The organism is Vibrio sp. ES.051 (genome assembly GCF_002563795.1).
GTDB lineage: Bacteria > Pseudomonadota > Gammaproteobacteria > Enterobacterales > Vibrionaceae > Vibrio.
On the sequence record NZ_PDJL01000006.1, the window covers coordinates 166,122 to 192,317 of the forward strand.

Here is a 26,196-nt window from a genome sequence, read left to right on the forward strand (position 1 = left end):
AATTCGTGCAAGTTTATTTAGTAGGTGGCGCAGTTCGAGATAAATTGCTCGGCATTGATAGTTATGACAACGACTGGGTTGTGGTAGGAGCCACGCCACAGATGATGTTGTCTCAAGGGTATACTGCCGTTGGAAAAGACTTCCCTGTGTTTCTTCATCCAAAAAGTAAAGAAGAACATGCCCTCGCACGAACAGAAAGGAAATCTGGCTCAGGTTACACTGGTTTTGAGTGCTTCTTTGATCAAAACGTTACACTAGAAGAAGATTTAATTCGTCGTGATTTAACCATCAATGCCATGGCGATGAATCACGAAGGCAAACTTTATGACCCTTACGGCGGCCAACAAGATCTCCAAGACAAACTGTTACGTCACGTTTCCGAGGCATTTACCGAAGACCCTTTACGTGTTCTGCGCGTTGCCCGCTTTGCTGCTAAACTCGCCCCTCTAGGTTTTAGCGTTGCAGACGACACCATGCAACTGATGCGTGACATGTCGACATCCGGTGAACTGAATACGTTAACCCCAGAGCGAGTTTGGCAAGAGTGGCATAAGTCCCTCTCAACGCCTCGTCCTGATGTTTTCCTATCGGTATTACGTGATTGCAGCGCATTAGAGGCTGTACTACCCGAAATAGATGCGCTATTTGGGGTTCCTCAACCAGAAAACTGGCATCCTGAAATCGATACGGGCGTTCATACATTAATGGTGGCTGAGCAAGCAGCAAAACTGAGCAACTCACTTCCCGTCAGATTTGCCGCGCAAGTGCACGATCTAGGCAAAGGTGTGACACCAGAAAACGAATGGCCGAGCCACAAAATGCACTGTCATACCGGATTAAAGCTGATAAAAAAATTGTGCGAACGCGTGCGTGTGCCCAATGAATTTCGTGATTTAGCCTTAATGGTCTGTGAGCAACATTCTAATATCCATCGTGCTGCCGAACTTAAACCACAAACCATAGTGAAGATCCTCAACAAATTTGATGTATGGCGTAAAGCCGAACGTCTACATGATATCTTGATTTGCTGCCAAGCTGACCACGCAGGTCGCAAAGGATTAGAAGATCAACCTTACCCACAAGCCGAATTATTTATGCGCGCCTATCAAGCCGCGGTCTCTGTGGATGTACAAGCGATCATTCAAGACGGCTTCAAAGGGCCTGCAATTCGAGATGAACAAGAGAAACGCCGCATTGAGGTAATCAAAGTAGCGCTAAATAAGTAGCAAAGTAGATTCATAACAAACAAAAACGTCCGCTTGATTAGCGGACGTTTTTTATTCTGGCTAGATTTATGTCATGAGCAAGAAAGCAAACAAACCAAAACCTAGAATCAGACGATAAATCACAAATGGCGTCATGCCCATGCGTGAAATCATCTTCAAGAAGAAGTGGATACAGATATAAGCACTAATGAATGAGGTCACGATACCGGTTAACAGGAAACCGACATGAACGGGCTCGCCACTGGTGATGAGCTTCATACCTAAGTAACTCCCCGCAAGCGTGATGATGGGGATAGACATAAGGAATGAAAAACGTGCGGCGGCTTCTCGAGTAAAACCGAGATAAAGCGCGGCAGTGATCGTTGCCCCTGAGCGAGATGTACCAGGGATCATCGCTAATGCTTGAGCAATACCGATGAATACCGCTTTCTTCCAATCCGTTTGGTATTCCTCTGCTACCAGTTCTGCGTTTTTATCCACCCACCAAAGTAATAAACCAAACACAATAGTGGTAGTAGCGATAACGTATGCACTGCGTAAATAAAGCTCGATAACGTCTTTCATGAGCAAACCGAACACACAGGCTGGGATCGTGGCGATCACGATCATCCAAGCAAGTTTCGCTTCTTTGCTACGGTTCCCTGTAAAAATCGATGCCAATAGCGCCTGAAGCAAAGTGATAACTTCATGACGAAAATAGAGCACCACTGCCAATAATGTTCCCACGTGCACTGCAACATCAAACGATAACCCTTGGTCTTCCCAACCCAAAATCGCGGAGGGCAAGATCAAGTGAGCAGAGCTGGAAATAGGTAAAAACTCGGTCAGCCCCTGAACCAGAGCCAAAATAAAGGCTTCAAAATAACTCATGTAAATAACTCAAATAAAAAATGAAAAAGAAACCGGTTTGAGTGAATCGACTGGCTGCATAGTATGCCAAATATCTGCGACTGTGCGTCCATCTCCGGGGATGACTAAGTGAGGTTTAAGATCATACAGAGGCTTTGTAACAAAAGGATATTTGTAGATGTCATGGCGAGGTAGCTCAGGCTTTTTCTTGGAGATATGCTCACCAAACAACACGATATCGAGATCCAAGGTTCGATCCTGATACTTTTGTGCATTTTTTTCACGCCCCCACTTAAATTCAATCTCGCGCAGCTGATGACTTAACTCTTCTAATGACAACGTCGTGTGCATGGCGATCACAAAGTTGTAAAAATTCTGACTACTAAAGCCAATTGGTTGGCACTCGTATATCGGCGATACGAGAAGGTTTTCTCCTAGCTGTTGTAGCTCTTGATACGCAGCGAGAGCGTGCAGCTCTCTTTCTACGTTCGTACCAACTCCGATATAGGTGGTGATCATGCTTGTCCTCGCTCAATCACCACGCCAACAGAACGCGCTTGAGGCACCGCGCCTGGTTTCGCCAACCGGATCTTGACCCAAGGAACTGAAAATCTATGCATAATAATCTCAGCAACTTCCTCTGCTACGCGCTCGACCAATAGAAAACGGCCATTTTCAATATGGCTCAGTACCGCCTCACTCACTAACGAATAATCCAGCGCATCTTGCACATCATCACTTTTACCTGCTGGTTTGTTGTCGTGTGCCATCTCGATATTCAGAACTAACTTTTGTTTGATTTGCTGTTCCCAATCGTACACACCAATGGTGGTGATTACTTCTAACTGTTCAATAAAAACTTTATCCAGAGCCATCTTATGTCCTTCTATTACAGAGGTCGGATACCCGTGAGGGGTATTTGATCGTAGTATTCTATACCTAAGTCACATTGACTTAGGTCATCACAATGTGACTTAGGTATAAACTGCGAAAGCATCTTAATATACAAGAAATCACACAATGCAAGCTCCGTCACAGAGAGGATTTCTGCATTATGTGAATTCGAGGTATGATAGCAACTACGCGGGAACTGAGCATTAAATTCCAATCCATCAAGGACTTCTATGGACGCACTGGCACTGATAATGACAATGGCCGCCTATTTACTAGGGTCGGTTTCTAGTGCGGTTTTGATCTGTCGACTGTTAAAACTGCCAGATCCACGCAGTGTTGGATCAAATAACCCTGGGGCGACGAACGTATTGCGCATTGGTGGTCGAGGGGCCGCAGTTTCTGTCTTATTATGCGATATGCTAAAGGGAACCATCCCTGTTTGGGGTGGTTACTTTCTTGGCATCGACCCTATCATTCTTGGCATTATTGCCATTGCCGCCTGTCTTGGCCATATGTACCCCATTTTCTTCCACTTTAAAGGTGGGAAGGGCGTAGCAACGGCATTAGGAGCCATTGCACCTATCGGGCTGGATCTTACCGGACTGGTGATGCTCACTTGGTTATCGGTTGCTGCCTTGTTTCGCTATTCTTCGCTTGCCGCTCTCGTCACCGTATTGGTCACGCCTTTTTATACCTGGATGTTTAAACCACAATACACGTTACCTGTGGCGATGCTGTGTTGCTTAATTGTATTTAAGCATCACCAAAACATTCGTCGGTTGCTAACTGGTGAAGAACCGAGGATCGGCGAGAAAAAATTGGCAGAAAAAAACTCGGTCTAATGCCGAGTCTTTGTATTGAAGTAAGGCGTGCCAGGTCAATCGTGGACTCTATTGAGGAAGCTCAACAACATCTGGTTGACAAATTCAGGCTGCTCTAGCGAACTGATGTGACCTGCTTGTGGAATTTCCACCAACTCACTGCCCGTAATGCAATCTTTCATTAAGTAAGACTCGAATACCGGACGTGGTTTATCTTCACAGCCAACCGCAATTAATGTCGGTAGAGCGAATTTTTCCGAATCCTCAATCACATCACGGCGATCAAACACCATGCGCCCAATGCGAGCCACTTCCACCGCCCGCTCACCGCTAAGGCTTTCTAAACTTCGTGTGAATGAAGTAACCAGCTCTGGGTTCACCTGTCCTACATTGTCAGCAAAGAACAGCGGCACGATGACTTCAATAATTGGAGCTTGAACAGCTTGAACTTGACTGATGTTATCGAGCATCGCAAAGTACTTTTTATACGTGACTTCGGGCTCCCAACCAATGAACGTATCCATCAACACCAGTGACTTAACACGCTGTGGCGCTTGAGCCGTCAGCTCGGCTCCCCACATTCCGCCGACAGATAACCCCACGATAGAGAACGTTTCTACTTCAAGATGATCCATTAATGCCAGCATATGCTGTGCGTAATCGATTAAAGATTGCGTTGAGGCTGGCGCCACGTCTGACTCACCATGCGCCCACAAGTCCGGCACAATACAACGATAAGACTGGCTCAATACTTCAATTTGCGGCGCCCACATTTGGCTATCCCACAAGTAGCTGTGGCCAAACAGCAATACAGGTCCTTCGCCTCTATCTAGGTAAGCAAGTTGCTGACCTTCAATTTCAAACTTCTTCATTGATATATCCATTTATTCTTCTTCTGCCTACCACTGAAACAAATAGAACTGATCACCTCAGTCAAGCAACCTGACTCTTTTCGCTATAAAAGCAAAAACCTCTATCAATAGAGGTCAAAGGGGAAATGCAACATTATGCGATTGGCGTAAGCTGATCAATTGGCCAACGTGGGCGCGCTTCAACTGCCATGTCCGAGACTTCACCATTTTTCAAACGCTGCATGCCTGCGTAAGCGATCATTGCACCATTATCAGTACAAAACTCAGTGCGAGGATAATACACTTCACCACCGACTTTCTTCGCTAACTTCTCTAGCTCAGCACGAAGACGACGGTTAGCACTTACACCGCCAGCAATAACAATGCGCTTCATACCCGTTTGGTCCAGAGCTCGTTTACATTTTATCGTGAGCGTGGCACATACCGCTTCTTCAAATGCAAGTGCAATATCAGCCCGAGTTTGCTCATCATCACTATTGGCTACAATCGTATTAGCAGTGAACGTCTTTAAACCAGAAAAGCTCATATCCAACCCTGGGCGATCGGTCATTGGCCGTGGGAACTTAAAACGACCTGGCGTGCCTTTCTCTGCTAATTTAGACAACAGTGGCCCACCTGGGTAATCTAAGCCCATTAACTTCGCCGTTTTATCAAAAGCCTCACCCGCCGCATCATCAATCGACTCACCGAGAATGTTGTACTCTCCGATGCCTTTTACTTCAACCATCATTGAGTGACCACCTGATACTAATACAGCAACGAATGGAAACGGAGGGGGATTATCTTCTAGCATAGGTGCGAGCAAGTGGCCTTCCATATGATGAACAGGGACAGCTGGTACTCCCCATGCATATGCGATACTGCGACCAATCGTCGCCCCCACCAGTAGCGCTCCGACCAGACCTGGACCAGCCGTATACGCGACACCATCAATATCTTTTGACGTAAGGTTGGCTTCTTTTAATGCTTCTTTAATAAGAGGGATGGTTTTTTTAACATGATCCCGCGAAGCCAGTTCAGGTACGACACCGCCGTAATCCGCGTGAAGTTTTACTTGGCTGTATAACTTGTGTGACAACAGACCTTTTTCATCGTCATAAATCGCGATGCCCGTCTCGTCACAAGAGGTTTCAATACCGATAATGCGCATGGTTTTCTCAGTATGCTTTATGTAAAGAGGAAATTTGGGCGTCATATTACCTCGCCTTGGTGCTGCAAACAAATTTTGTACAGACAATAATCGACAAAAGACTTTACAAAGCAGGCGTGATCGGATTAAAATTCCGCACCATTTTTGATCAAGCTGGTAAGAGACCAAATAATTGTGATTTTGGTCTACTGAATGCCAGCGTTAACGAATAACCCCTGAGGTGAAAGGCATATGCCAGTAGTTAAAGTACGTGAAAACGAACCGTTCGACGTTGCTCTACGTCGTTTCAAGCGCTCTTGCGAAAAAGCAGGTATCCTTTCTGAAGTGCGTCGTCGTGAGCACTACGAAAAACCAACTACAGTTCGCAAACGCGCTAAAGCAGCAGCTCAAAAGCGTCACGCTAAGAAGCTAGCTCGCGAAAATGCTCGTCGCGTTCGCCTGTACTAATAACTGAGCTCCAGTAGGAATTTAGTTATGGCTCTCATTGATCGACTCAAAGAAGAGCAAAAATTAGCGATGAAAGCCAAGGACAAATTGCGCCTTGGTACTATTCGTTTAGCCCTATCAGCAATTAAGCAACGTGAAGTTGACGAGCAGATCACTCTGAACGATGACGACATTCTTGCCATATTGACCAAAATGGTTAAACAACGTCGCGACTCTGTAGCGCAATATGAAGCAGCAGGTCGTCAAGATCTTGCTGATGCGGAACAAGCAGAAATTACAGTTCTTGAGGATTTCATGCCTCAACCACTGACAGACGAAGAAGTTGTGGCTCTTATTAAGAGCGCGATTACTGAATCTGGTGCAGCTGGCATGCAAGACATGGGCAAAGTAATGGCCGTTTTGAAGCCGCAAGTTCAAGGGCGCGCAGATATGGGTAAAATCAGCGGTTTGGTTCGTACCAAACTGACTTAAAAATACCCCACCCTATTGCAGCAAGCCGTGCTATTCTTTGGAACGCACGGCTTGTTTGTATCTGAATGAATGGAACAAAATAAGCAGTCAACACGCTCATTCCCGTACCACTCATCTTCTTTTTTTGTTAGGTTTTATGGCTGGACACATCCCTCGCAGTTTTATCGATGACCTCCTAGCTCGACTTGATATTGTCGATATCATCGACGCACGTGTAAAACTTAAGAAAAAAGGCAAGAACTACGGCGCCTGTTGCCCGTTCCACAACGAAAAAACACCGTCATTTAGCGTGAGCCAAGAAAAACAGTTCTATCACTGTTTTGGTTGTGGCGCTCATGGTAATGCCATCGACTTTTTGATGGAGTTCGATCGACTAGAATTCGTCGAAGCCATTGAAGAGCTCGCCTCTTACTTAGGGTTAGATGTTCCTCGTGAACAACGTAGTGGTGATAGTGGTGCCTTCCAATCAGGTCCACAAGCAAGCAGCAGCGAGAAACGTAACCTATACGACTTAATGGCCAGCATTGCTCAATTTTATCGTAACCAGCTAAAACAACCGTCGAGCAAAGTCGCGATTGAGTATCTAAAAGATCGCGGCCTGTCTGGTGAAATCGTCCAGAAGTTTGGTATCGGCTATGTAGCTGATGAATGGGATTTAGTTCGTAAGAACTTTGGCCAGAATAAAGAAAACCAAGACATGCTCGTCACAGGCGGCATGTTGATCGAAAACGATAAAGGCAACCGCTACGATCGATTCCGTGGTCGAGTGATGTTTCCTATTCGAGACAGACGCGGCCGAGTGATTGGTTTTGGTGGTCGCGTTTTAGGTGATGGGACACCAAAATATCTTAACTCACCGGAAACGCCTATTTTTCACAAAGGCAAAGAGCTGTACGGCCTCTATGAAGTACTGCAAGCGTATCGTGAGCCACCACAAATTTTAGTGGTTGAAGGCTATATGGATGTTGTCGCGCTTGCTCAATATGGCGTCGATTACTCTGTTGCCTCATTGGGTACCTCTACAACGGGTGATCACCTGCAAGTATTATTCAGGCAAACAAGCACTGTCGTATGTTGTTACGATGGTGACCGTGCAGGCCGTGAAGCCGCGTGGCGCGCCATGGAAAATGCATTGCCCTACCTTACTGATGGTCGCCAGCTTAAATTTATGTTTTTACCCGATGGAGAAGATCCCGACTCCTATATTCGACAAAACGGAAAGCAAGCATTTGAACAACAAGTGTCTAATGCGACCTCACTGTCTGAATTTATGTTCAGTTCATTGACTCAACAAGTCGATATGAGCACGAAAGAAAGCATGGCAAAGCTAAGTACTCTCGCAGTACCTCTCATTGATAAAGTGCCGGGCGGTACTTTAAGGCTATACTTGAGAGAATTGCTTGGCCGGCGTCTGGGTTTAGTGGATGAACGCCAACTACAGCAATTAATTTCAAAACAAGGCAAAGAGAATAAAAGACCTCAACCGCACAGAGAGATTAAACGAACTCCGATGCGAGAGGTAATCGCTCTACTTATTCAAAATCCGAGCTATGCTCAAATGGTACCTGATCTGTCTTCGGTAAGAGACTTATCAATACCAGGCCTAAGTTTATTTGTTGATGTACTTGATAAATGCCAAGCACACCCCCATATCAATACAGGCCAATTATTAGAGCATTGGCGAAACAGCCAAAATGAGACCCTTCTGTCTCGTCTCGCGAGTTGGGACATTCCACTCGATGAGGATAACTTAGAAGAAATATTTTTAGACTCACTGGATAAAATTATTGCCCAGTGCGTAGAAAAACAAATTGAAAACCTGCAGGCCAAAGCAAGAAGTGTCGGTTTATCAGCCGAAGAGAAAAGGGAGCTGCTAGCACTTATGCTAGATTTAAAAGCGTAACCCTGTTTAATTAGTCAGCAACGATTAAATTTGTTATAGTAAGTGGTTTGCATTTCGCATACTGATTCCTTCACCAGATTACGAAGTTGGATACCGTCTATGGATCACAATCCGCAGTCACAGCTAAAGTCACTTGTTATTAAAGGCAAGGAACAAGGCTATCTGACCTACGCCGAAGTAAATGACCACCTACCTGCTGAAATCGTAGATTCAGAACAGGTAGAAGACATTATTCAGATGATTAATGATATGGGCATTAAGGTAGTAGAAACTGCTCCTGATGCTGATGATTTAGCACTGAACGATGACACAAATATTACCGATGAAGATGCAGCCGAAGCTGCAGCCGCTGCACTGTCTAGCGTAGAGAGTGAGATTGGTCGTACAACAGACCCAGTTCGCATGTACATGCGTGAAATGGGCACTGTCGAACTTCTAACTCGCGAAGGCGAAATCGACATCGCAAAACGTATTGAAGAAGGTATTAACCAAGTTCAATCGTCTGTTGCTGAATACCCTGGTACGATTCCGTACATTCTTGAGCAATTTGACAAGGTTCAAGCAGAAGAGCTTCGTCTTACTGACCTAATTTCTGGATTTGTTGACCCGGATGCTGACGATACGACAGCGCCAACAGCAACACACATCGGCTCTGAATTAACTGAGACTCAGTTGAAAGAAGAAGACGATGAAGAGGATGAAGACAAAGAGAGCGACGACGATTCAGATGATTCTGAAGACGATGTCGGTATTGATCCAGAATTAGCGCTTGAGAAATTCAACCAACTACGCAGCACATATCAAAACCTGCAGCTAGCAATCAACGAGTACGGTTACAACAGCCCGAAAGCAACGGTTGCTAACGAGATGATGCTAGACGTATTTAGAGAGTTTCGTCTAACGCCAAAACAGTTTGATCACCTTGTGAATGAACTGCGTAAAGCGATGGACCGTGTTCGTACTCAAGAACGTTTGATCATGAAGTCAGTGGTTGAATACGGCAAAATGCCAAAGAAATCATTCATTGCGCTTTTCACTGGTAATGAATCAAGTGAAGCTTGGTTGGACGAAGTTCTAGCTTCTGACAAGCCATATGCTGAAAAAATCAAACGTAACGAAGAAGACATCCGTCGTTCAATCGCTAAGCTAAAAATGATTGAAGAAGAGACTTCTCTTAACGTACAAAACATTAAAGACATCAGCCGTCGTATGTCCATCGGTGAAGCAAAAGCTCGCCGAGCGAAGAAAGAGATGGTTGAAGCAAACTTACGTCTGGTCATTTCTATCGCGAAGAAATACACCAACCGTGGTCTACAATTCTTGGATCTGATTCAAGAGGGTAACATCGGTTTGATGAAAGCAGTCGATAAGTTTGAATATCGTCGTGGTTACAAGTTCTCGACTTACGCTACATGGTGGATCCGTCAGGCAATCACTCGTTCCATTGCGGACCAAGCTCGAACGATTCGTATTCCGGTCCACATGATCGAAACGATCAACAAGCTGAACCGTATTTCTCGTCAAATGCTACAAGAGATGGGTCGTGAACCACTACCGGAAGAACTAGCTGAACGCATGCAAATGCCAGAAGACAAGATTCGTAAAGTACTGAAAATCGCTAAAGAGCCAATCTCAATGGAAACACCTATCGGTGACGATGAAGATTCGCATCTAGGTGATTTCATAGAAGATACGACACTAGAACTGCCGTTAGACTCTGCCACATCAACAAGCCTAAGAGGGGCGACGAAAGACGTGCTTGCAGGCCTAACGCCACGTGAAGCAAAAGTACTTCGTATGCGTTTTGGTATTGACATGAACACGGACCACACTCTAGAAGAAGTAGGTAAACAGTTCGACGTTACTCGTGAACGTATTCGTCAGATCGAAGCAAAAGCACTGCGTAAACTTCGTCATCCAAGCCGCTCAGAAACTCTGCGCAGCTTCCTAGACGAATAAGCGCAACACTGACAAGCTTTTAAAAATCAAAAAAGGTGACTTTCGGTCACCTTTTTTATTATCTAACGTGCTAAGTGAGCAAAAACTAAGCGGAATTGGTCCTATTGCTATCTAGACACCTTATAACACTTCCCCTATAATCGTTGTCCTATTAAGGCCCCTTAGCTCAGTGGTTAGAGCAGTCGACTCATAATCGATTGGTCCGCAGTTCAAGTCTGCGAGGGGCCACCATATTGCAGAAGGTTAGTAAGCATAGTGTTTACTAACCTTTTTTGTACCTGACGATTTTGGGTCAGGTAAGCCCCGATCACGCACTCTTCTCTGCCTTCTTCCAATACTAATCCGAATACTACGCTGTTGCCAAATATGTCGTTCTGGCTGATAAAACTCTCTCATAGAGAACAAAGAGAGGTATTAAACTCGCAAACCAACAATAAGTAACTTAAATTGCACTTATAGATAATTTCTTATACAGCCACTACAAAAGTGAGTTATAGTGAACTTATATATTAAGACGAACCCAATAATGACAAAAGTACATTAAAAGGCACTTATGAGAAAAGGTAAGATGGTAAAGGCACAACCTATGCCTGATTTGAATACCGAGTTCAGTATGGAAACGCTAGGGAGCGCCATTCGCTCAAAGCGCACCGATAGAGGCTGGCGTATTGATGATCTCGCTTCAAAAGCCAACTTATCTCGTAGAACCGTCATAAAAGTAGAAAAAGGCGATACCAGTGTCACCTTTGCCAATGTACTCATCCTCATGGACATCTTAGGGCTATCGTTACGCCTTATCGATTTAAACCTATTTGTTCGTCCACATAGCCAAATAACCTCCCAAGCTGAAAACAGCGTGAGAAGCAATGAGGACGGTTGGTATGAGTAAGTTACAACAGTTAGACGTGTTTATCGGTACGAATACCAAAATTGGTCGTTTGATTCTTCCTGTCGGAACAGAAACAGAGTTTTCATTCATCTATGAAGATGAATGGAAACACACTGGTTTCCCAATTTCGCCACACATCCCTTTCGATGATAAGGCTTCGCCACGTAGTATTGAGAACTACCTCAGAAATCTTCTTCCTGAAGGAGAAGCCTTTGAAGAGATGATACAAAACACTACTATCTCCAAAAGCAACACGTTCGGGCTGATTCGTAAGCTTGGTGCGGAAACATCTGGCGCATTATCTTTTCGAGTTCCAGAATCAGAACCTCAAGAAACTAGTTTTAGACCTGTACCTGATGATGAACTAATAGAACGACTAGAGAGAAATCTAGCGCCATTAGTATATTGGGACGGTAAGGTTCGCCTTTCGGTTGCTGGTGTGCAAAACAAATTAAACTTACTTAAGCGCGGTGATGAATGGGGGTTTGGTGAAGGCAAATTAAGTTCGAACTACATTCTGAAGTTTGAAAGCGGTAGAGCACCGTGTATTGCTGTTAATGAGTTCTTTTGCATGACATTAGCCAAGCTAGCAGGTTTGGACGTCGCTAATGTTGAGTTAACTCGCATTGGGAAGACTAGGACACTGCTCATAGAGCGGTTCGATCGTGCCTATATCGAGGCTCGTGATGTCGTTCAACGAAGACATGTGATTGATGGCTGTCAGGCAACTGACTTACCTCCAGGTTACAAATACGAGCGTCAGAATGGGGATGAAGGCGATGGCGTATATATGCGTGATGGCGTTTCTTTCCCACGCCTACTGAGCGTCAAAACTATAGACACGGTAATCACCAACCTAAAGCTCACCCAATGGATGCTCTTTAATCTAGCAACGCTAAACTACGATGCCCATGGTAAAAATATTAGCTTCTTCGTCACCCCTAAAGGGCTGGAACTAACCCCTTTTTATGATTTAGTAAACATAGAAGCCATCGCTCAAGAGGGAACAAAACGCAACTCACGAAGCGGTAAGTTGTCTGCTGATGAGGGTCGTGCCGCCAGTATCCCTCAATATTTTGCAATGTCGATTGGAGATTGGGAAAGTGAAGACTTTCAAAATCCGCCGAAAGGTAACTTCAAACGCCCTATCACCAGCTATGATTTAGCTGAATTCGGCGCTCTGCTCGGCTATTCAGGCACCAAAATGGCTTCCATAATGGTAGAAACCGTTGGTGCTATAAAAAATGCTCTGAAGGAAGCGATTGACCTTACCGAAGCTCAAGGAATCGATGATGGAGAGCGTGAACACATAGAACTATGTGTCTCACTCATCCAAACAGAGTGTGAATACTTGCTAGAGCAAGCCGACAGTGTGCCAGAAATGAGTGAACTTCTTTAAAAGAGAAAGTTTTTTATTAGCAATGAGTTAATCTGCACCTAAACTAAAAGAGACTAGTTAACTATCCACTGCGGGGACTGTCGCCACTGTCGCCCCCACAAAAAGTCTCGGCCCAAGAAGCCTTCACTTTTTGCATACGAATAAGGGGATACCAGTAGTGGCATCCCAATTTTCATGTATCAGGCAGCTTCTCGAACTAGCAAGCTTTCCATCTTTTATATTCGATCAGGTCCTCAGAGGCTAAGTCGAGAGCTAACTTGATAACAAGCGCATCATCCAGATACCCAACTACAGGAATAAAATCGGGGATAACATCTATTGGCGATGCGAAATATACAATCGCACCTGTAATGGCGGCGATTACTCGCCACGGCACTTCCGTATAATCACCTTTCACATAGTCGGTGATTAGATTCACCATTAACTTGATGTCATTCCAAAGCTTAGACAGTGCGCCAGGGGGATTACTATCAAGCTGATCTAACTTCTTATTCCCTTTTTTAGATGCGTATTCAACATCAGCATCATCCACATCTTTTATATCTTCGTAGAACTGCTTGCGAGCCTTTTCTTCTTGCTCTTTACTAATTCCCATATCTAGCCTCTATTTATTGATACTTTTAATACACCCACTAGATACTACTTGACCGGTAACGCGAAAAACTTGATGCTTATCATTGTGTTGTACATGGACTGTACATACTCATCTGATTGCTCAAAAATACTACTACCAACAGCCTAGCGCTGGAAACTACTTCGCTAGAGCTAATAGCTCGGCTTTTACTCCCTCGTAATCTTTTGATTTAGTGTGCATGTAAATAGAGGACTCTGCTTTCGCTGCTAAATTAAGACCACGAGCAATTGCCGCGCAGAAACCTTGGTTGTTGGCTAAGCCGGAAGAATAAAGATATTTATACACCTGACTTTTCCATGGTTTGTCCCCCTACGACTCAATAAGGTCTAGCAGACTACTGAGAAGAATCCACTGTTTTGAATGCAATCCTGCCCCACCACTTTGTTCGGAAGTTCGAAAATATAGTTGTTTATTCTAACTATTCTGGGCAACTTCGTAGAGAGCTTTGCCACTCGACGTTGCGCCTAGCTTGTCTGCTTGATCTGATTTGAGGACACGGGAGAATGGATTGGCTTCTGGCATGGTTTTAGATGTGTCAACCTCTTTATTCTTCCTGCTTTTTTTGAACTGACCCCCAATAGTTGGACACCAATTATTGGGGGTCTTTTTATGTCCAAATATAGCCGCGAGCTAAAATGTATCATTGCTAAACAATGCTTAGATGGTGCGTCATCTCGCTATTTAGCAAAACAATATTCAATGTCTTCAAGACAGATACGGTATTGGGTTCAAGTCTTTGTCATCCATGGTGCTGATTCATTTTTACCAACTAAGCATGCTACTGCTCAGGAAAAACGAAAAGCATTGAATTTAATGTGGACGAATGATTGGTCTCTCACGCACACTAGCGCAGTATTAAACCTCTCATCCCCGGGGATACTCTCTGTCTGGCTCAAAAGATTTAATGAGCTCGGTATCAAAGGGCTCAAAATGCGCCAGAAAGGAAGACCCTCAATGAAACAGCAACCTCAACGTACCACTAAACCTGATAATGAAATGACACTTGAGGAGCTAAAAGAGGAGTTGGTCTACTTACGAACTGAGAATGCCGTTCTAAAAAAGTTGGAAGAGTTGGAGCAGGAAAAAAACCGTCGAACAAAGAAAAAGCGGTCATAGCTCTAACTCTTAAAGGCAAGTACCCGTTGAAGCACTTACTGCACACTCTACAGTTGGCAAAAAGTGTCTTCTATTATCAGGCTCAAACGAGTAAGCGCCCAAATAGCTACGAACGTGAGCTGCGTTTGATAAAGTCAATTTATCATGAACATAAGGGTCGATACGGCTACCGCCGTATTCACTTGGAACTAAAAAATCAGGGGGTTATGCTTAATCACAAAACGGTTCAAAGACTTATGGCTCAGCTCAACCTTAAATCGACGGTCAGGGTTAAAAAGTATCGTTCATACCGAGGAGAATCTGGAACAGCAGCTCCTAACGTGCTTGAAAGAGATTTTAGTGCGACTCAACCCGATGAAAAATGGGTAACAGATGTCACGGAGTTCAAAATCAAAGAGCAGAAAGTATACTTGTCTCCCGTTGTCGACTTGTTTACTCAGGAAGTGGTTGCTTATAGAGTGGCCAAAAATGCCTGCTTGCCGCTTGTCACGGATATGCTGACGGAAGCTATATCAACGCTTAAACCCAACTCAAAACCAATTATACATAGCGATCAAGGTTGGCAATATCGCCATCGACAGTATCAGAAAAAGGTAGCGGAGAATGGGTTAACGCAAAGCATGTCGAGAAAAGGTAACTGCTTGGATAATGCTGTTGCTGAAAACTTTTTTGCTTTACTCAAAACAGAGATGTATCACAACCAAAGTTTTGAAGATGCAGATGCTCTGATAGAACAAATTAAAGAATACATCGAGTACTACAATACCAAGCGTATAAAAGTGAAACTAAAAGGCCTGACTCCGATAGAATATCGAACTCAGGCCTTGAAAGCCGCTTAACAGAAATGTCCAACTTTACGGGGTCACTTCAACCGGACGAATCCAGTAAGGGCTCTTACAATTCAATAATATAAATTCGTTTTGCTGCTTGTTACGCTTAGGGAGTTTTTCCTGTCTTTTCCGGTACTGTTCCTGTCTTTCCAACACAGTTTTCTATATTTCTCGACGGTGGCGGCGGTGATATAGGTTCGGCGGATTTCCCGGCGTAGACGTCAGTAAAATCATGCGGGTAATCGGGTGATGTGATTTTGCTGGTGGATTTAGGCGTGATTCGGGGTAGGGTTTCTATGTTGATTGCGCGGTGAGATTGCGTCAGACCTTCGCTCATAAGCGATTGGTCCGCAGTTCAAGTCTGCGAGGGCCACCAAATTGCAGAAGGATCGTCGAGCACTCTACGCGCCTTTGTCTTTTCTAGCTCGGTCGATTCGATACTCGGTCTGCGATCACTTCTTCAATCGAAATCTTCCACGCTAACGCAACAACACCGCATTTCCAACCCAGAAAATATATCTACCAACCGCAACTCGCCAGTCTGCAATAATGCGAATTAGCGCAGATTCATGTCATTTAAATTCTATCCCAAACTATTCATAACTTGCCTGAAAAATATATTCACCTTTGCTCATAACTAACGCCTTATTCATGTTAGAAAATAATTAAAGATGTTATGTAACGTGATCCAACTCCTAGACTCCGCCAAATGTTACCAGTAACATCCCGAAGTGTTCCCGGTAACAATTCGGGTTATGACATATTAGAGATCCATTAAAAACAAACAAAGGACGAATGAATGAACATCCTACAAAAATCCCTCGCCTCAGCTGTCTCACTGGCTTTGCTATCAACATCGGCGTTAGCTGCTGACTTTAATTTCAAATTTCAATCTAGTGACCCTTCTGGAGACAAAAACTTTCAAGTTCAGAAGGAATGGACTGAACGCGTAGAGCAAATGTCTGGTGGTCGTATTGAAATTGATTTATTACCTGTGGGATCAGTGGTGAAACATACGGAAACCTTAGGTGCAATAAAAATGGGCATCATCGACGGTCACATCACAGCAACGGGTTACTTTACGGGCCAAGATCCGGCATTTGGCTTAATTGGTAACATGGTTGGTGCATGGTCCGACACTCGTCAGCTACTCCAATACATCAACTATGGTGGTGGATACGAGTTAATGACTGAGCTCTATGCTCCATACGGCGTGAAATATATCGGCGGTTCAACCACAGGTGTGGAATCATTTGTATCTAAAGTACCACTCAACGGTGTGGATGATCTGAAAGGCCTGAAATTACGTGCACCTGAAGGTCTGGTTCAGCAAGTATTTTCTGCAGCCGGCGCAACGCCCGTTAACCTGCCAGGCTCGGAAGTTTTTACCGGTTTGAGTAAAGGCGTTATTGATGCTGCTGACTACACCGTTTTCTCGACTAACCATAAAGCAGGTATGAACGATATCGCAACCCACCCTGTTCAACCGGGTTTCCACTCACTACCGACCATTGATATCTCAATGAGCCAAAAAAAGTGGGATAAACTACCAGCCGATCTACAAAAAATTATGACAGTGTCAGTACGTGACTTCGCCGAAGATATGACCACACAGCTTCGCATTGCAGACCAGAAAGCGGTTAAGGAAGCGGAAGCAAACCCAAACATCACGCTCCATGACTGGTCTGAAGAAGAGCGTAGGAAATTCCGCCAAATCGCGATGGGTGAATGGAAGAAGTACGCTGAGCTCTCTCCAAATGCTAAAAAAGTTTACGATTCTATAACTACTTACTTGAAAGACTCAGGCCTTCTATAAGTCGTTATGTGGGGAGGTTTACTCCTCCCTACTTTTATTTGGAATTAGATATATGAAAGAATCAGACGCCAATATTGTGGCTGAAATGCCCCAAAATATTCTTGATAAAGCAGTAACAAAAGTTAGTGAGCTACTTAGTTTATTGTTTGTTATCACCGTTATTATTTCTTTTTATGAAGTAGCAAGCCGCTATTTATTTAACTCACCGACAATCTGGGTGCATGAAACCGCATCTTTTATTGGTGGTTCACTGTTTGTCATCGGCGGTGCTTACGCGCTGGCAACGGACAAACATGTGCGCGTTGTTCTCATTTACGATTCAGTTTCCCAGAAAACGAGGCATTACCTGAATGTCTTTCACCACTTAGCGGGGCTGCTACTTAGCGGGCTGTTAATGTACGCCGCATGGCAAACCGTTGCTAACTCATGGTTTGCACCTTGGGGTGGGTTACGATTAGAGACCTCTGGTTCCGCTTGGAACCCACCATTCCCTGCCCTTCTTAAAGGGATCATTCTATTTACCGTTTGCTTAATGTTCATTCAATTTATTCTGCATTTGGTTAGAGAAATTCAACTACTAAGGGAAGATGACAATGACTAATTTATCTTCTACAAAACCAATTGTAGGAAACTGGAAACCTGTGTTTCTTGTAATAGCATTTGTGGCTTTAGCCTCCGCTTTAGGTTGGGTTGGTGTTCAAACCTTCACATCCAACTTATCATCGATCGGCATCGAATATGGTAGCTTGTTGATGCTTGTTCTAATGATTGGACTGTTGTTAACTGGTATGCAATTAGCGTTCGTCACCGCTCTGGTTGCGCTTATTTTCACCTTAGGTTGGTTTGGTGTTGATGCTTTACCGCTAATAACAAGTCGCATCTTTAGTTTTGTCAGTGGTTATGTCTTCCTTGCTGTTCCCATGTTTGTACTCATGGCAGCTTTACTAGATCGCTCTGGTATTGCGAGAGATTTGTTCGATGCAATGAAAAGCGTTGCCCGAAAAGTTCGTGGCGGCGTGGCTGTTCAAACGCTGCTTGTTGCGGTAATTCTGGCATCGATGTCGGGCGTCATTGGTGGTGAAACCGTACTGCTTGGCATTCTTGCTCTGCCACAAATGCTCAGACTCGGTTATGACCGTAAGCTGGCAATAGGTACCACTTGTGCAGGTGGTGCGCTAGGAACGATGCTACCACCCAGTATTGTGCTGATTATTTATGGTTTATCAGCCTCAGTATCTATTGGTGAGCTGTTCAAAGCGGCATTCTTGCCTGCCTTTATTCTGGCGATGTTTTATATGGCTTACGTCCTGATTCGCTGTAAGCTCAATCCTGAACTTGCACCATTGCCGTCAGAAGAAGATCTTGCTAAAGATGCAGAAGCTCACCCAAGTTATTTTAAGGCCCTATTCTTCCCTCTACTATCGGTTGCTACGGTTTTAGGTAGTATTTACACCGGTTTAGCGTCAATAACCGAAGCTTCTGCACTGGGTGTTGTCGGCATTGCTATCAGTGCGGCAATCCGTAAAGAACTTAATTGGAAAATGGTGAAAGAGTCTTCTATCGCCACCATGCGCACATGTGGAATGATCATGTGGATCGGTATCGGTGCTTCAGCACTGGTGGGCGTATACAATCTGATGGGTGGTATCGACTTCGTCGAGGAAACGATCTTGGCTCTAAGTGGTGGTGACGCGATGTCGACCCTGCTTATTATGATGGTAATCCTATTTGTTCTAGGCATGTTCCTAGATTGGGTAGGCGTTGCGTTGCTTACTATGCCAATTTTCGTCCCAATTATTACCGGTCTCGGCATGGATCCTATCTGGTTTGGTGTTGTGTTCTGTCTGAATATGCAGGTTGCGTTTTTGTCACCGCCATTTGGCCCAGCAGCATTCTATCTCAAATCTGTCGCGCCTAAAGACATTACTCTGGGCGAAATATTCTCAGCTCTACTTCCGTTTATTGCGCTACAAGTTTGTGTTCTTGCACTGGTTATTATATTCCCAGAGCTGGCGTTGTGGTGGCAATAGCGATACCCGTTGATATTAATTATGAGTTGTTGAAATTATGAATAAAAAATATGTCATTATGGGCGTTTCTGGTTGCGGTAAGTCCTCGATCGGCGACTCACTGGCAAAGGCTCTTAACATTCCTTTTTTCGATGGTGATGATTACCATCCAGACGAAAACGTTGAAAAAATGAGGAATGGGATCCCCCTGACAGACGAAGACAGAAAAGAATGGTTGTTAACCTTAAATAGACTGATTCAAGACCAAGATAGCTTAGTATTAGCCTGTTCTGCCCTAAAACCAGAATATAGAGACACACTAAGAAATGGTTGCCACGAGTTGATATTTTGCTATCTAAAGGGCGACTTCGACACCATTTGGTCACGCCTTCAGGCGCGAGAGGGGCATTACTTCCAAGGCTCTTCAATGTTAGAAAGTCAGTTTAGTACCCTTGTAGAACCAACCGAAAAAGAGGCCATATCCATCGATATTAATCAACCTCCTCAAAATGTCGTCCAAGACATTCTCTCGCACGTCTAACCACGTCTCACTAAAAGGGCTGGTCTTTTTCAGCCCTTTTATCAGCGGCACAACCGTACTAACCATCGGAATAACTTAAATTGACTAGGTAAATAAAACAGATATTCAGGGTGCCATTGAACACCGAAGATCGGCTTACTTTGTGTGCTTTCAATCGCTTGAATAAAACTATCAAGATCTCGTCCTGCAACACGCAAACCATCGCCAACATCTTTCACTGCTTGATGATGAAGGCTATTTACTCTTAACTTAGCTTTTCCGCATAAAGCAAACAAATCTGACTCTCTGTCGACAAACACTTGCTTGGTTGGTAGTACGCCTGGGCGGTTATAAGTGCGTTTACGTAAACTCGAAATATCTGAATGCAAATTTCCACCAAGCACAACATTAACCAATTGCGCGCCACGACAAATTCCTAAGACTGGGGTATTACTTTGTAACGCCCACTTTACCCAATGTATCTCTAGCTGATCGCGCTCTGGGTCGAACTCACCATGCTCTGTCGCTTCCGCCCCATAATGTTTAGGATCAATGTCATCTCCACCGCCCACAATTAATCCATCGAGCGCTTGTCCTGACCAGTGATGCTTTATACTGATTCTTTCAGGCTTTGCTCCGGCGAATATAAGCGCCAGTTTCGTACACCACCATGATGGCGACCAACTACGATGATTGCCGGTTACCCCAATTCTCGGCTTTTTATCCACTTACTGACTTCCTTAACCCAATCATTACGACTTACCCCTACCAGCGGTAACGACATTTCTCTAAACCGACTCGATAAAAATTCTAAAGCCTCTGCATCCGCAGCTAGAACCTCCACTAAATGCCATATATTCCAAGAAACGGTAAAACTCCAATGAGTATTTTCAATCAAACAATCAGGCAATCGGTAATGAAAGGTAGGCCTTGGATTAATTTTGCTGTCCTTAACCGCGTTATTGACTTTATTTTGATTAATAAAGGCAAATAGCGGTAGCATATCCAAGGCTCGGTTGCGGCTTCGATTATGAATAAGGTAATCATCGATCAAAGCATTGATGTCCTGATAAGTTCTGTCGAGAAGTAATTCGACATACTCCTCAGAGTATAATTGGATATATGGGCTGATTTTTCGAGTAAAGTTGACATTATGAATCTCACAAAGCCACCATTGTAATAACCCGAAAGCTTGCAAATAAGAATGGATAGTTTGAACATCAAGGGATGGCAGCTCAGGGTTAATATGAACACCAAAAGCAGCAACGGCAGAGTCATCTGTCCCTTTTGCTCCTGCGTTCCGTAGAGCGGGAATAATCTCATCTAACTTTTCAAGCTTACCCAACGGAAATGGAGGACAGACGATTTCCACTGGAACCACTGTTAACGCGATTTGATGTAAAAACTCTACCCATTCATGGCCATCATTGCTGAGCTTGGCATCCAAAGCTACGTTCTTGAGAAACTCCCAGTCTAATTCAACTTTGAATTTTCCATATTCTGGTGTCTCCAAAGCATACTCAACAGCAGATACTTTCTCTAGCTCGCCACCGAAAACACCATGCAGTATTTGCGTAACCTTTTCGATGGTTAAACCAGTAAACTCGATTTCAAATCCAACACAACGGACTTCGTTGGTTTCCGTTGTGACTAAAGGAGGAGTTTTAAAAGCCATCATTGCCTCTACTTTTTATAAGGTTACCTAAAAGTACTTATAAGGTATATTGCGAGTAATTACCCTAACATGTCTTGGGCACCGTAGAAACTGACCGTCAAATCCAGTATCGAGGCGAAAAAGAAGGGCTAGAACGATACCTTGGGCCGCTTTTCTTTCAATACGATTCTAAAACTAACCGCTCTGTTAACTATAGCTAGATGTGAACTTATCGACGCTCTGATTCTAGCTTCATTGCTACATAAGCTTGATCCGCTAAGACGAGCGTTGGATGATTGATGAGCTTCCAAAGACAGTATGCTGGAATGAAAAATACGATAAGATAGAACGACTCATTGAAGAATATGTCTGCTATCGACTCTTGATGTTCCCACAATGCCGTGAGTGCAAAGAGCTCTAACATCACGCCTAACACGCCAAAAACGACAGAAACAACGATCGTCAGACCCAACAGTTCCCTAATAAAGTGCTTAAATGCCATGGTTCTCATCCCTTCTATTAGCAAGTCATACCAACTTACGCTCATATCAGAGCGTCGAGCTTGATTATTATCAAACGAGATGCCTTTGCAGATAAGACTTTAGTTTTATAATAAAAGACTCGCATATAGCGCCATCGAAAATTGACCCCTTTATTACAGGTCATAACCCTTTGCTTACCATCTCAGGCGGTCTTTTATTGACGGGCTGTGGTCGCGACGACTCATCATCCGATACAGAAGCCGCCACTTTTTCTCTCAACGTTTCCGATGCCCCTGTCGATGAGGCCAATAAGGTCGTCTTAACCTTTAACAATGTTGTCCTTGTACCACTTGACCCAGAAACTGGCGAACATCAGTCAATCGCCAGACGAAGAAGGCAATACATCTACAATTACGAGTGCGGTTACATTGGTCTTGGTACTTACAGTATTGGGGATACCTGTACAGCGTAGGTTGATACACCAAATAACCATGAAACGTCCGAAGATGGCTTCCTGATCTATCAACATGACACACCTGTTGATGTGGTCAAAGGTGAACATATAGAGCAAGATATTCATCCTATTCTATAACGCTCACCTTACCAAAAAGCCGCTCACACAATGAGCGGCTTGTTGACTATTATTTTAATCAGACAAGTAATACTGAACGGTTGAGACCACTCGCACCTTCTTAATGTAAGGCGTATTACTATCTCGGTCATAAATAGAAAACTGCCCTTGCGTAGCACGTTTTATCTTACCCAGTGAACTCTGCGAGTCTTTCGCAAATTTTTCGGCCACTTCACGCGCGTTCTTCGTCGCTTCTTCAATCATATCTGGCTTCACGTCATTCAGCTTAGTAAAGCTGTATTCAACGCGGTTCGCGTAGGGATCTTGATTCAGCAGTACGCCTTGTTTTCCTAGCTCACCAATCTCATTAATTGCCGCTCGAACAACATCAACACTTTGGCTATAAACCGTGACCGTGCGTGATGCTAAATAACGAAACTCAATATCTTGCTCGCCACCGTATTGCTGCGCCTTTCTGTCAATGACAGCAGGAGAAGAAAGAGAAACGCTGGTTTCAGGGAGTCCTTTGACACTTAAAAAATCCAGAATCAAACGCGTTTGCTGGTCGATGTCATCAAACATGGTGCCCATATCATTACTCGCTAGGGTAAATTGAATAGGCCAAATTACCGTATCTGCAGGGTATTCGCGTTCCGACAATCCTTTTACTGTCACCACTCGTTCATAGGCTCGGTATTTCACCGCCGTTTGCTGGATAAAATAACCGAGGATACCAAGCCCAAGTATCAAACTTAATCCAATCCAAAGTGCTGCTTTATTGGAAACTCGTTCCATTATTTCCCCCTGATAAATGCCAACTTAGCTTATTCTTTACTTTAGATAAGATAGCCTATCTCTTGTTATAAGAGGGAGACATAACGCGAGTTTTGATTCATAGCACAGTTGCACGCTCTTCGGCTTTGATGACAAAGCTTCACCCGTTTGTCATCAAAGGCTCATGGATTTGCCTCTGGGTTGGATATTTTGAGTATCGACTATTGCATTGCCCATGGCTCGCTCGACATCGTCTACAAACGTAGACTGTATCGCGCTGCTCAACATCGCTCTAAACGACGAAACGCTAACAGCGTGAGACGTTATTTACCCGTAAAACATTAAAAACAAAGTGTTTAGTTAAACTCATCGCAAAAAGGCCAGTCATCTCAAGCTTTAATCCACAAAACGCCAACATCGCACAAACGTTCACGTTATAAACTTTCACAAAACTTCAAAACGGTCATAGATCACATTTCCAATCAAACCGAACGTTAAACAAAGTGTGATATTGATCGCCAAAGGCATTTAATTTGAATTAGAAAAGAAATCAAAGGTGATCTTAATCACAATGAATTTTGATTTTATATTTGTCAGAAGATCGAATTGATCACTAATATTTTTATTGACAGATTTGAAAATCATTTTTTGTTATTAAGTTACATATCAATTAATTGATAATCATCACTTAAAAAATGCTTTTCATCCGAAGAAATGCGGGGGTTGATCACGAAAAACCCGTCGTCAGTTCCAATTGGAAAATGTGTGGTAAATTGATTGGGTACTAAGCAATCAAACAAGCGGTTTTGGCGAACCGTTTACGACAACATATTCATCAGAACATCGAACGGGGAATTGTTATGATATCACCAGATGCCAAGATCAAGATACAAAATTTTGGTCGTTTTCTGTCAAACATGGTAATGCCTAACATCGGCGCGTTTATCGCGTGGGGCTTTATCACTGCTCTATTTATCCCAACCGGATGGCTGCCAAATGAGACGTTAGCTTCCATGGTTGGTCCTATGATCACTTACTTACTGCCACTACTGATCGGTTACACCGGTGGTAAATTAGTCGGCGGCGATCGCGGCGCGGTCGTTGGTGCAATCACAACCATGGGTGTGATTGTCGGTACTGATATCCCAATGTTTATGGGCGCAATGATGGTTGGCCCAATGGGCGGCTGGGCAATCAAAAAATTCGATAACTACATCGACGGTAAAGTAAAAAGCGGCTTTGAGATGTTGGTGAACAACTTCTCTGCGGGCATCATCGGTATGCTGTGCGCCATTTTGGCTTTCTTCCTTATCGGCCCATTTGTCAAAGTGCTTTCTGGCGCATTGGCAGCAGGCGTAAACTTCCTTGTTTCAGCGCACCTTCTGCCACTGACTTCTATTTTTGTTGAGCCAGCGAAGATCCTGTTCCTAAACAACGCGATCAACCACGGCATCTTCTCTCCACTGGGTATTCAGCAAGCATCTGAGACTGGTCAATCGATCTTCTTCTTGATCGAAGCGAACCCAGGCCCGGGCTTGGGTATCTTGCTGGCTTACATGGTGTTTGGGAAAGGTACAGCTCGCCAAACGGCTGGCGGTGCGTCCATCATCCATTTCTTCGGGGGCATTCACGAGATTTACTTCCCGTATATTCTCATGAACCCACGTCTGATCCTTGCGGCTATCGCTGGTGGGATGACTGGCGTGTTCGTTCTGACCATGTTTAACGCGGGCATCGTTTCTCCAGCGTCTCCAGGTTCTATTTTCGCCATCTTGTTGATGACTCAAAAAGGTTCAATCGTCGGTGTCCTTGCGTCTATCGTAGCAGCAACCGGTGTATCATTCGCAGTAGCCGCGCTACTGATGAAAACACAGACATCAACAGAAGAAGATGGCGATGAAGCGACACTAGAAAAAGCCACATCGCAAATGAAAGACATGAAATCTGCCTCGAAAAATGGCGCAGTGGTAAATAACCAAAGTAAAGGTGACGTAGACCTAGCGACAGTACAAAGCATCATTGTTGCTTGTGATGCGGGCATGGGTTCAAGCGCCATGGGTGCGAGTATGTTACGCAAAAAGGTTCAAGACGCCAGTCTGAACGTCCACGTAACCAACCTTGCTATTAACAGCTTACCAGAGAGTGCAGATATCGTGATTACACATAAAGACTTGACGGATCGTGCACGTAAGCATGCTCCGAACGCACACCACATTTCATTGACGAACTTCTTAGACAGCGAAATGTACAACCAGCTAGTCACCAAACTACTAGCGGCACAAAACCAATCCGCAGCGAATGACGACCAAATGGTCAAAGTGTCGGTACTTGCTGCCAACGACGACAGCTTTGAACCACAGCAACCATCGGTTTTCCAAATCCAGCGTAAAAACATTCACCTAGGTTTGAAAGCGGCCAACAAAGAAGAAGCGATTCGCTTTGCGGGCAACAAATTGGTTGAACTGGGCTACGCCGAACCAGAATACGTCGACGCGATGTTTGAGCGTGAAGCGTTGGTTCCAACTTACCTTGGCGAGTCTATCGCGGTACCTCATGGCACCGTAGAAGCGAAAGACCGCGTGAAAAAAACTGGCATTGTAATCTGCCAATACCCATCGGGTATTCAATTTACTGAAGATGACGACGATGTCGCGAAACTGGTTATCGGCATTGCCGCTAAGAACGATGAGCACATCCAAGTGATCACCACCATTACGAACGCGCTCGATGAGCCGGAAGCAATTGAGACGCTAACCAGCACCAATGATGTAGAAGAAATTCTTAACATCCTTGGCGGTCAATACGCAGCTTAATTACTCCTTTAATTTGCTCCTGAGGCAAAGAGGCCAGCTGTCACCCCCTATGCGGTTGGCCTCATCCTAGTTTCGTAAATCAACATTTTCAGATATT

26 protein-coding genes, 1 tRNA gene and 1 pseudogene are annotated in these 26,196 nt (G+C 44.2%); 17 read left to right on the forward strand and 11 right to left on the reverse strand.

The features are described 5' to 3' along the window. The first annotated feature begins 5 nt into the window (after positions 1 to 5). Positions 6 to 1,226 carry a multifunctional CCA addition/repair protein gene (locus tag ATG66_RS17835; protein ID WP_098416571.1) on the forward strand — a complete coding sequence of 407 codons (1,221 nt, stop codon included), beginning with the start codon at positions 6 to 8 and terminating at the stop codon, positions 1,224 to 1,226. 66 nt (positions 1,227 to 1,292) lie between these two features. On the opposite strand, the gene ATG66_RS17840 is transcribed toward ATG66_RS17835, so the two are convergent. From ATG66_RS17840 to folB, 3 genes are read right to left on the reverse strand one after another with little or no spacing between them, the layout of a single operon-like run. Beyond that, the gene (locus ATG66_RS17840) at positions 1,293 to 2,096 is read right to left on the reverse strand and encodes an undecaprenyl-diphosphate phosphatase (RefSeq protein ID WP_098416572.1); all 804 of its coding nucleotides are present in this window, start codon (positions 2,094 to 2,096) and stop codon (positions 1,293 to 1,295) included. Positions 2,097 to 2,105: 9 nt separating this feature from the next. Next, the gene (gene folK, locus ATG66_RS17845) at positions 2,106 to 2,594 is read right to left on the reverse strand and encodes a 2-amino-4-hydroxy-6-hydroxymethyldihydropteridine diphosphokinase (RefSeq protein ID WP_098416573.1); all 489 of its coding nucleotides are present in this window, start codon (positions 2,592 to 2,594) and stop codon (positions 2,106 to 2,108) included. Further along, positions 2,591 to 2,950, reverse strand: coding sequence for a dihydroneopterin aldolase (folB, locus tag ATG66_RS17850; protein WP_098416574.1), 360 nt, complete (start codon positions 2,948 to 2,950; stop codon positions 2,591 to 2,593). The genes folK and folB overlap by 4 nt, the downstream gene beginning before the upstream one ends. A 249-nt stretch (positions 2,951 to 3,199) precedes the next feature. Here folB and plsY point away from each other — a divergent pair, with 249 nt between their 5' ends. Further along, a complete protein-coding gene (gene plsY, locus ATG66_RS17855; RefSeq protein WP_098416575.1) occupies positions 3,200 to 3,811 on the forward strand; it encodes a glycerol-3-phosphate 1-O-acyltransferase PlsY in 612 nt (203 codons plus the stop codon). 35 nt (positions 3,812 to 3,846) lie between these two features. Here plsY and ATG66_RS17860 read toward each other — a convergent pair whose 3' ends face one another. Together ATG66_RS17860 and tsaD are read right to left on the reverse strand one after the other, a co-directional pair. After that, a complete protein-coding gene (locus ATG66_RS17860) occupies positions 3,847 to 4,662 on the reverse strand; it encodes an alpha/beta fold hydrolase (RefSeq protein WP_098416576.1) in 816 nt (271 codons plus the stop codon). Positions 4,663 to 4,795: 133 nt separating this feature from the next. Then, entirely contained in the window at positions 4,796 to 5,812 is a 1,017-nt protein-coding gene (gene tsaD, locus ATG66_RS17865; RefSeq protein ID WP_098417103.1) for a tRNA (adenosine(37)-N6)-threonylcarbamoyltransferase complex transferase subunit TsaD, read from the reverse strand. Positions 5,813 to 6,043: 231 nt separating this feature from the next. Here tsaD and rpsU point away from each other — a divergent pair, with 231 nt between their 5' ends. The 7 genes from rpsU (at position 6,044) to ATG66_RS17905 (ending at position 12,880) form a co-directional block, all read left to right on the forward strand. Next, positions 6,044 to 6,259 (forward strand): 30S ribosomal protein S21, encoded by a 216-nt coding sequence (gene rpsU, locus ATG66_RS17875; RefSeq protein ID WP_001145625.1) that lies wholly within the window; start codon positions 6,044 to 6,046, stop codon positions 6,257 to 6,259. 27 nt (positions 6,260 to 6,286) lie between these two features. Next, positions 6,287 to 6,730: a GatB/YqeY domain-containing protein gene (locus tag ATG66_RS17880; RefSeq protein WP_098416577.1), complete on the forward strand. Its 444-nt coding sequence runs from the start codon at positions 6,287 to 6,289 to the stop codon at positions 6,728 to 6,730. Positions 6,731 to 6,866: 136 nt separating this feature from the next. Next, positions 6,867 to 8,633 (forward strand): DNA primase, encoded by a 1,767-nt coding sequence (gene dnaG / locus ATG66_RS17885; protein ID WP_098416578.1) that lies wholly within the window; start codon positions 6,867 to 6,869, stop codon positions 8,631 to 8,633. Positions 8,634 to 8,732: 99 nt separating this feature from the next. Continuing rightward, positions 8,733 to 10,592, forward strand: a complete 1,860-nt coding sequence (gene rpoD / locus ATG66_RS17890) for an RNA polymerase sigma factor RpoD (protein WP_098416579.1) — start codon at positions 8,733 to 8,735, stop codon at positions 10,590 to 10,592. Positions 10,593 to 10,747: 155 nt separating this feature from the next. Then, positions 10,748 to 10,823, forward strand: a tRNA-Ile gene (locus tag ATG66_RS17895). Positions 10,824 to 11,145: 322 nt separating this feature from the next. Further along, positions 11,146 to 11,481 (forward strand): helix-turn-helix domain-containing protein, encoded by a 336-nt coding sequence (locus tag ATG66_RS17900; RefSeq protein WP_098416580.1) that lies wholly within the window; start codon positions 11,146 to 11,148, stop codon positions 11,479 to 11,481. Beyond that, on the forward strand, positions 11,474 to 12,880 hold the full coding sequence (locus ATG66_RS17905) for a HipA domain-containing protein (RefSeq protein WP_179885722.1): 1,407 nt from the start codon (positions 11,474 to 11,476) through the stop codon (positions 12,878 to 12,880). Before ATG66_RS17900 ends, ATG66_RS17905 begins: the two co-directional genes overlap by 8 nt. Positions 12,881 to 13,076: 196 nt before the next feature. Here the strand turns inward: ATG66_RS17905 and ATG66_RS17910 are convergent, their stop codons facing one another. After that, positions 13,077 to 13,475 carry a YkvA family protein gene (locus ATG66_RS17910; protein ID WP_025789412.1) on the reverse strand — a complete coding sequence of 133 codons (399 nt, stop codon included), beginning with the start codon at positions 13,473 to 13,475 and terminating at the stop codon, positions 13,077 to 13,079. A gap of 156 nt (positions 13,476 to 13,631) precedes the next feature. After that, positions 13,632 to 14,036, reverse strand: a pseudogene (locus tag ATG66_RS17915) (hypothetical protein). 87 nt (positions 14,037 to 14,123) lie between these two features. On the opposite strand from ATG66_RS17915, the gene ATG66_RS17920 reads away from it, so the two are divergent. From ATG66_RS17920 to ATG66_RS17950, 6 genes are all read left to right on the forward strand, one after another. Next, positions 14,124 to 14,630, forward strand: coding sequence for a helix-turn-helix domain-containing protein (locus ATG66_RS17920; RefSeq protein ID WP_098414183.1), 507 nt, complete (start codon positions 14,124 to 14,126; stop codon positions 14,628 to 14,630). Next, positions 14,627 to 15,469, forward strand: coding sequence for an IS3 family transposase (locus tag ATG66_RS17925; protein WP_143699719.1), 843 nt, complete (start codon positions 14,627 to 14,629; stop codon positions 15,467 to 15,469). Before ATG66_RS17920 ends, ATG66_RS17925 begins: the two co-directional genes overlap by 4 nt. Before the next feature lie 790 nt (positions 15,470 to 16,259). Next, positions 16,260 to 17,276, forward strand: a complete 1,017-nt coding sequence (locus tag ATG66_RS17935; RefSeq protein ID WP_098416584.1) for a TRAP transporter substrate-binding protein — start codon at positions 16,260 to 16,262, stop codon at positions 17,274 to 17,276. 52 nt (positions 17,277 to 17,328) lie between these two features. Further along, the gene (locus ATG66_RS17940; protein ID WP_098416585.1) at positions 17,329 to 17,877 is read left to right on the forward strand and encodes a TRAP transporter small permease subunit; all 549 of its coding nucleotides are present in this window, start codon (positions 17,329 to 17,331) and stop codon (positions 17,875 to 17,877) included. Between the two features lie 151 nt (positions 17,878 to 18,028). After that, a complete protein-coding gene (locus ATG66_RS17945; protein ID WP_098417105.1) occupies positions 18,029 to 19,306 on the forward strand; it encodes a TRAP transporter large permease in 1,278 nt (425 codons plus the stop codon). 34 nt (positions 19,307 to 19,340) lie between these two features. Continuing rightward, a complete protein-coding gene (locus ATG66_RS17950) occupies positions 19,341 to 19,826 on the forward strand; it encodes a gluconokinase (RefSeq protein ID WP_098416586.1) in 486 nt (161 codons plus the stop codon). Between the two features lie 41 nt (positions 19,827 to 19,867). Here the strand turns inward: ATG66_RS17950 and ATG66_RS17955 are convergent, their stop codons facing one another. The 3 genes from ATG66_RS17955 to ATG66_RS17965 form a co-directional block, all read right to left on the reverse strand. After that, positions 19,868 to 20,533, reverse strand: a complete 666-nt coding sequence (locus ATG66_RS17955) for a gamma-glutamyl-gamma-aminobutyrate hydrolase family protein (protein ID WP_098416587.1) — start codon at positions 20,531 to 20,533, stop codon at positions 19,868 to 19,870. Next, the gene (locus ATG66_RS17960) at positions 20,506 to 21,483 is read right to left on the reverse strand and encodes an amidoligase family protein (RefSeq protein WP_257145771.1); all 978 of its coding nucleotides are present in this window, start codon (positions 21,481 to 21,483) and stop codon (positions 20,506 to 20,508) included. The genes ATG66_RS17955 and ATG66_RS17960 overlap by 28 nt, the downstream gene beginning before the upstream one ends. 205 nt (positions 21,484 to 21,688) lie before the next feature. Next, the gene (locus tag ATG66_RS17965) at positions 21,689 to 21,961 is read right to left on the reverse strand and encodes a D-fructose-6-phosphate amidotransferase (protein WP_098416588.1); all 273 of its coding nucleotides are present in this window, start codon (positions 21,959 to 21,961) and stop codon (positions 21,689 to 21,691) included. A 170-nt stretch (positions 21,962 to 22,131) separates the two neighbouring features. Between ATG66_RS17965 and ATG66_RS17970 the strand changes: the two genes are divergently transcribed. Continuing rightward, complete coding sequence (locus ATG66_RS17970; RefSeq protein WP_257145772.1) at positions 22,132 to 22,413, forward strand: DUF4382 domain-containing protein; 282 nt, start codon at positions 22,132 to 22,134, stop codon at positions 22,411 to 22,413. Positions 22,414 to 22,587: 174 nt separating this feature from the next. On the opposite strand, the gene ATG66_RS17975 is transcribed toward ATG66_RS17970, so the two are convergent. Next, complete coding sequence (locus ATG66_RS17975) at positions 22,588 to 23,307, reverse strand: SIMPL domain-containing protein (protein ID WP_098416589.1); 720 nt, start codon at positions 23,305 to 23,307, stop codon at positions 22,588 to 22,590. 839 nt (positions 23,308 to 24,146) lie between these two features. Between ATG66_RS17975 and ATG66_RS17985 the strand changes: the two genes are divergently transcribed. Then, the gene (locus tag ATG66_RS17985; RefSeq protein ID WP_098416591.1) at positions 24,147 to 26,099 is read left to right on the forward strand and encodes a PTS mannitol transporter subunit IICBA; all 1,953 of its coding nucleotides are present in this window, start codon (positions 24,147 to 24,149) and stop codon (positions 26,097 to 26,099) included. Positions 26,100 to 26,196 lie beyond the last annotated feature (97 nt).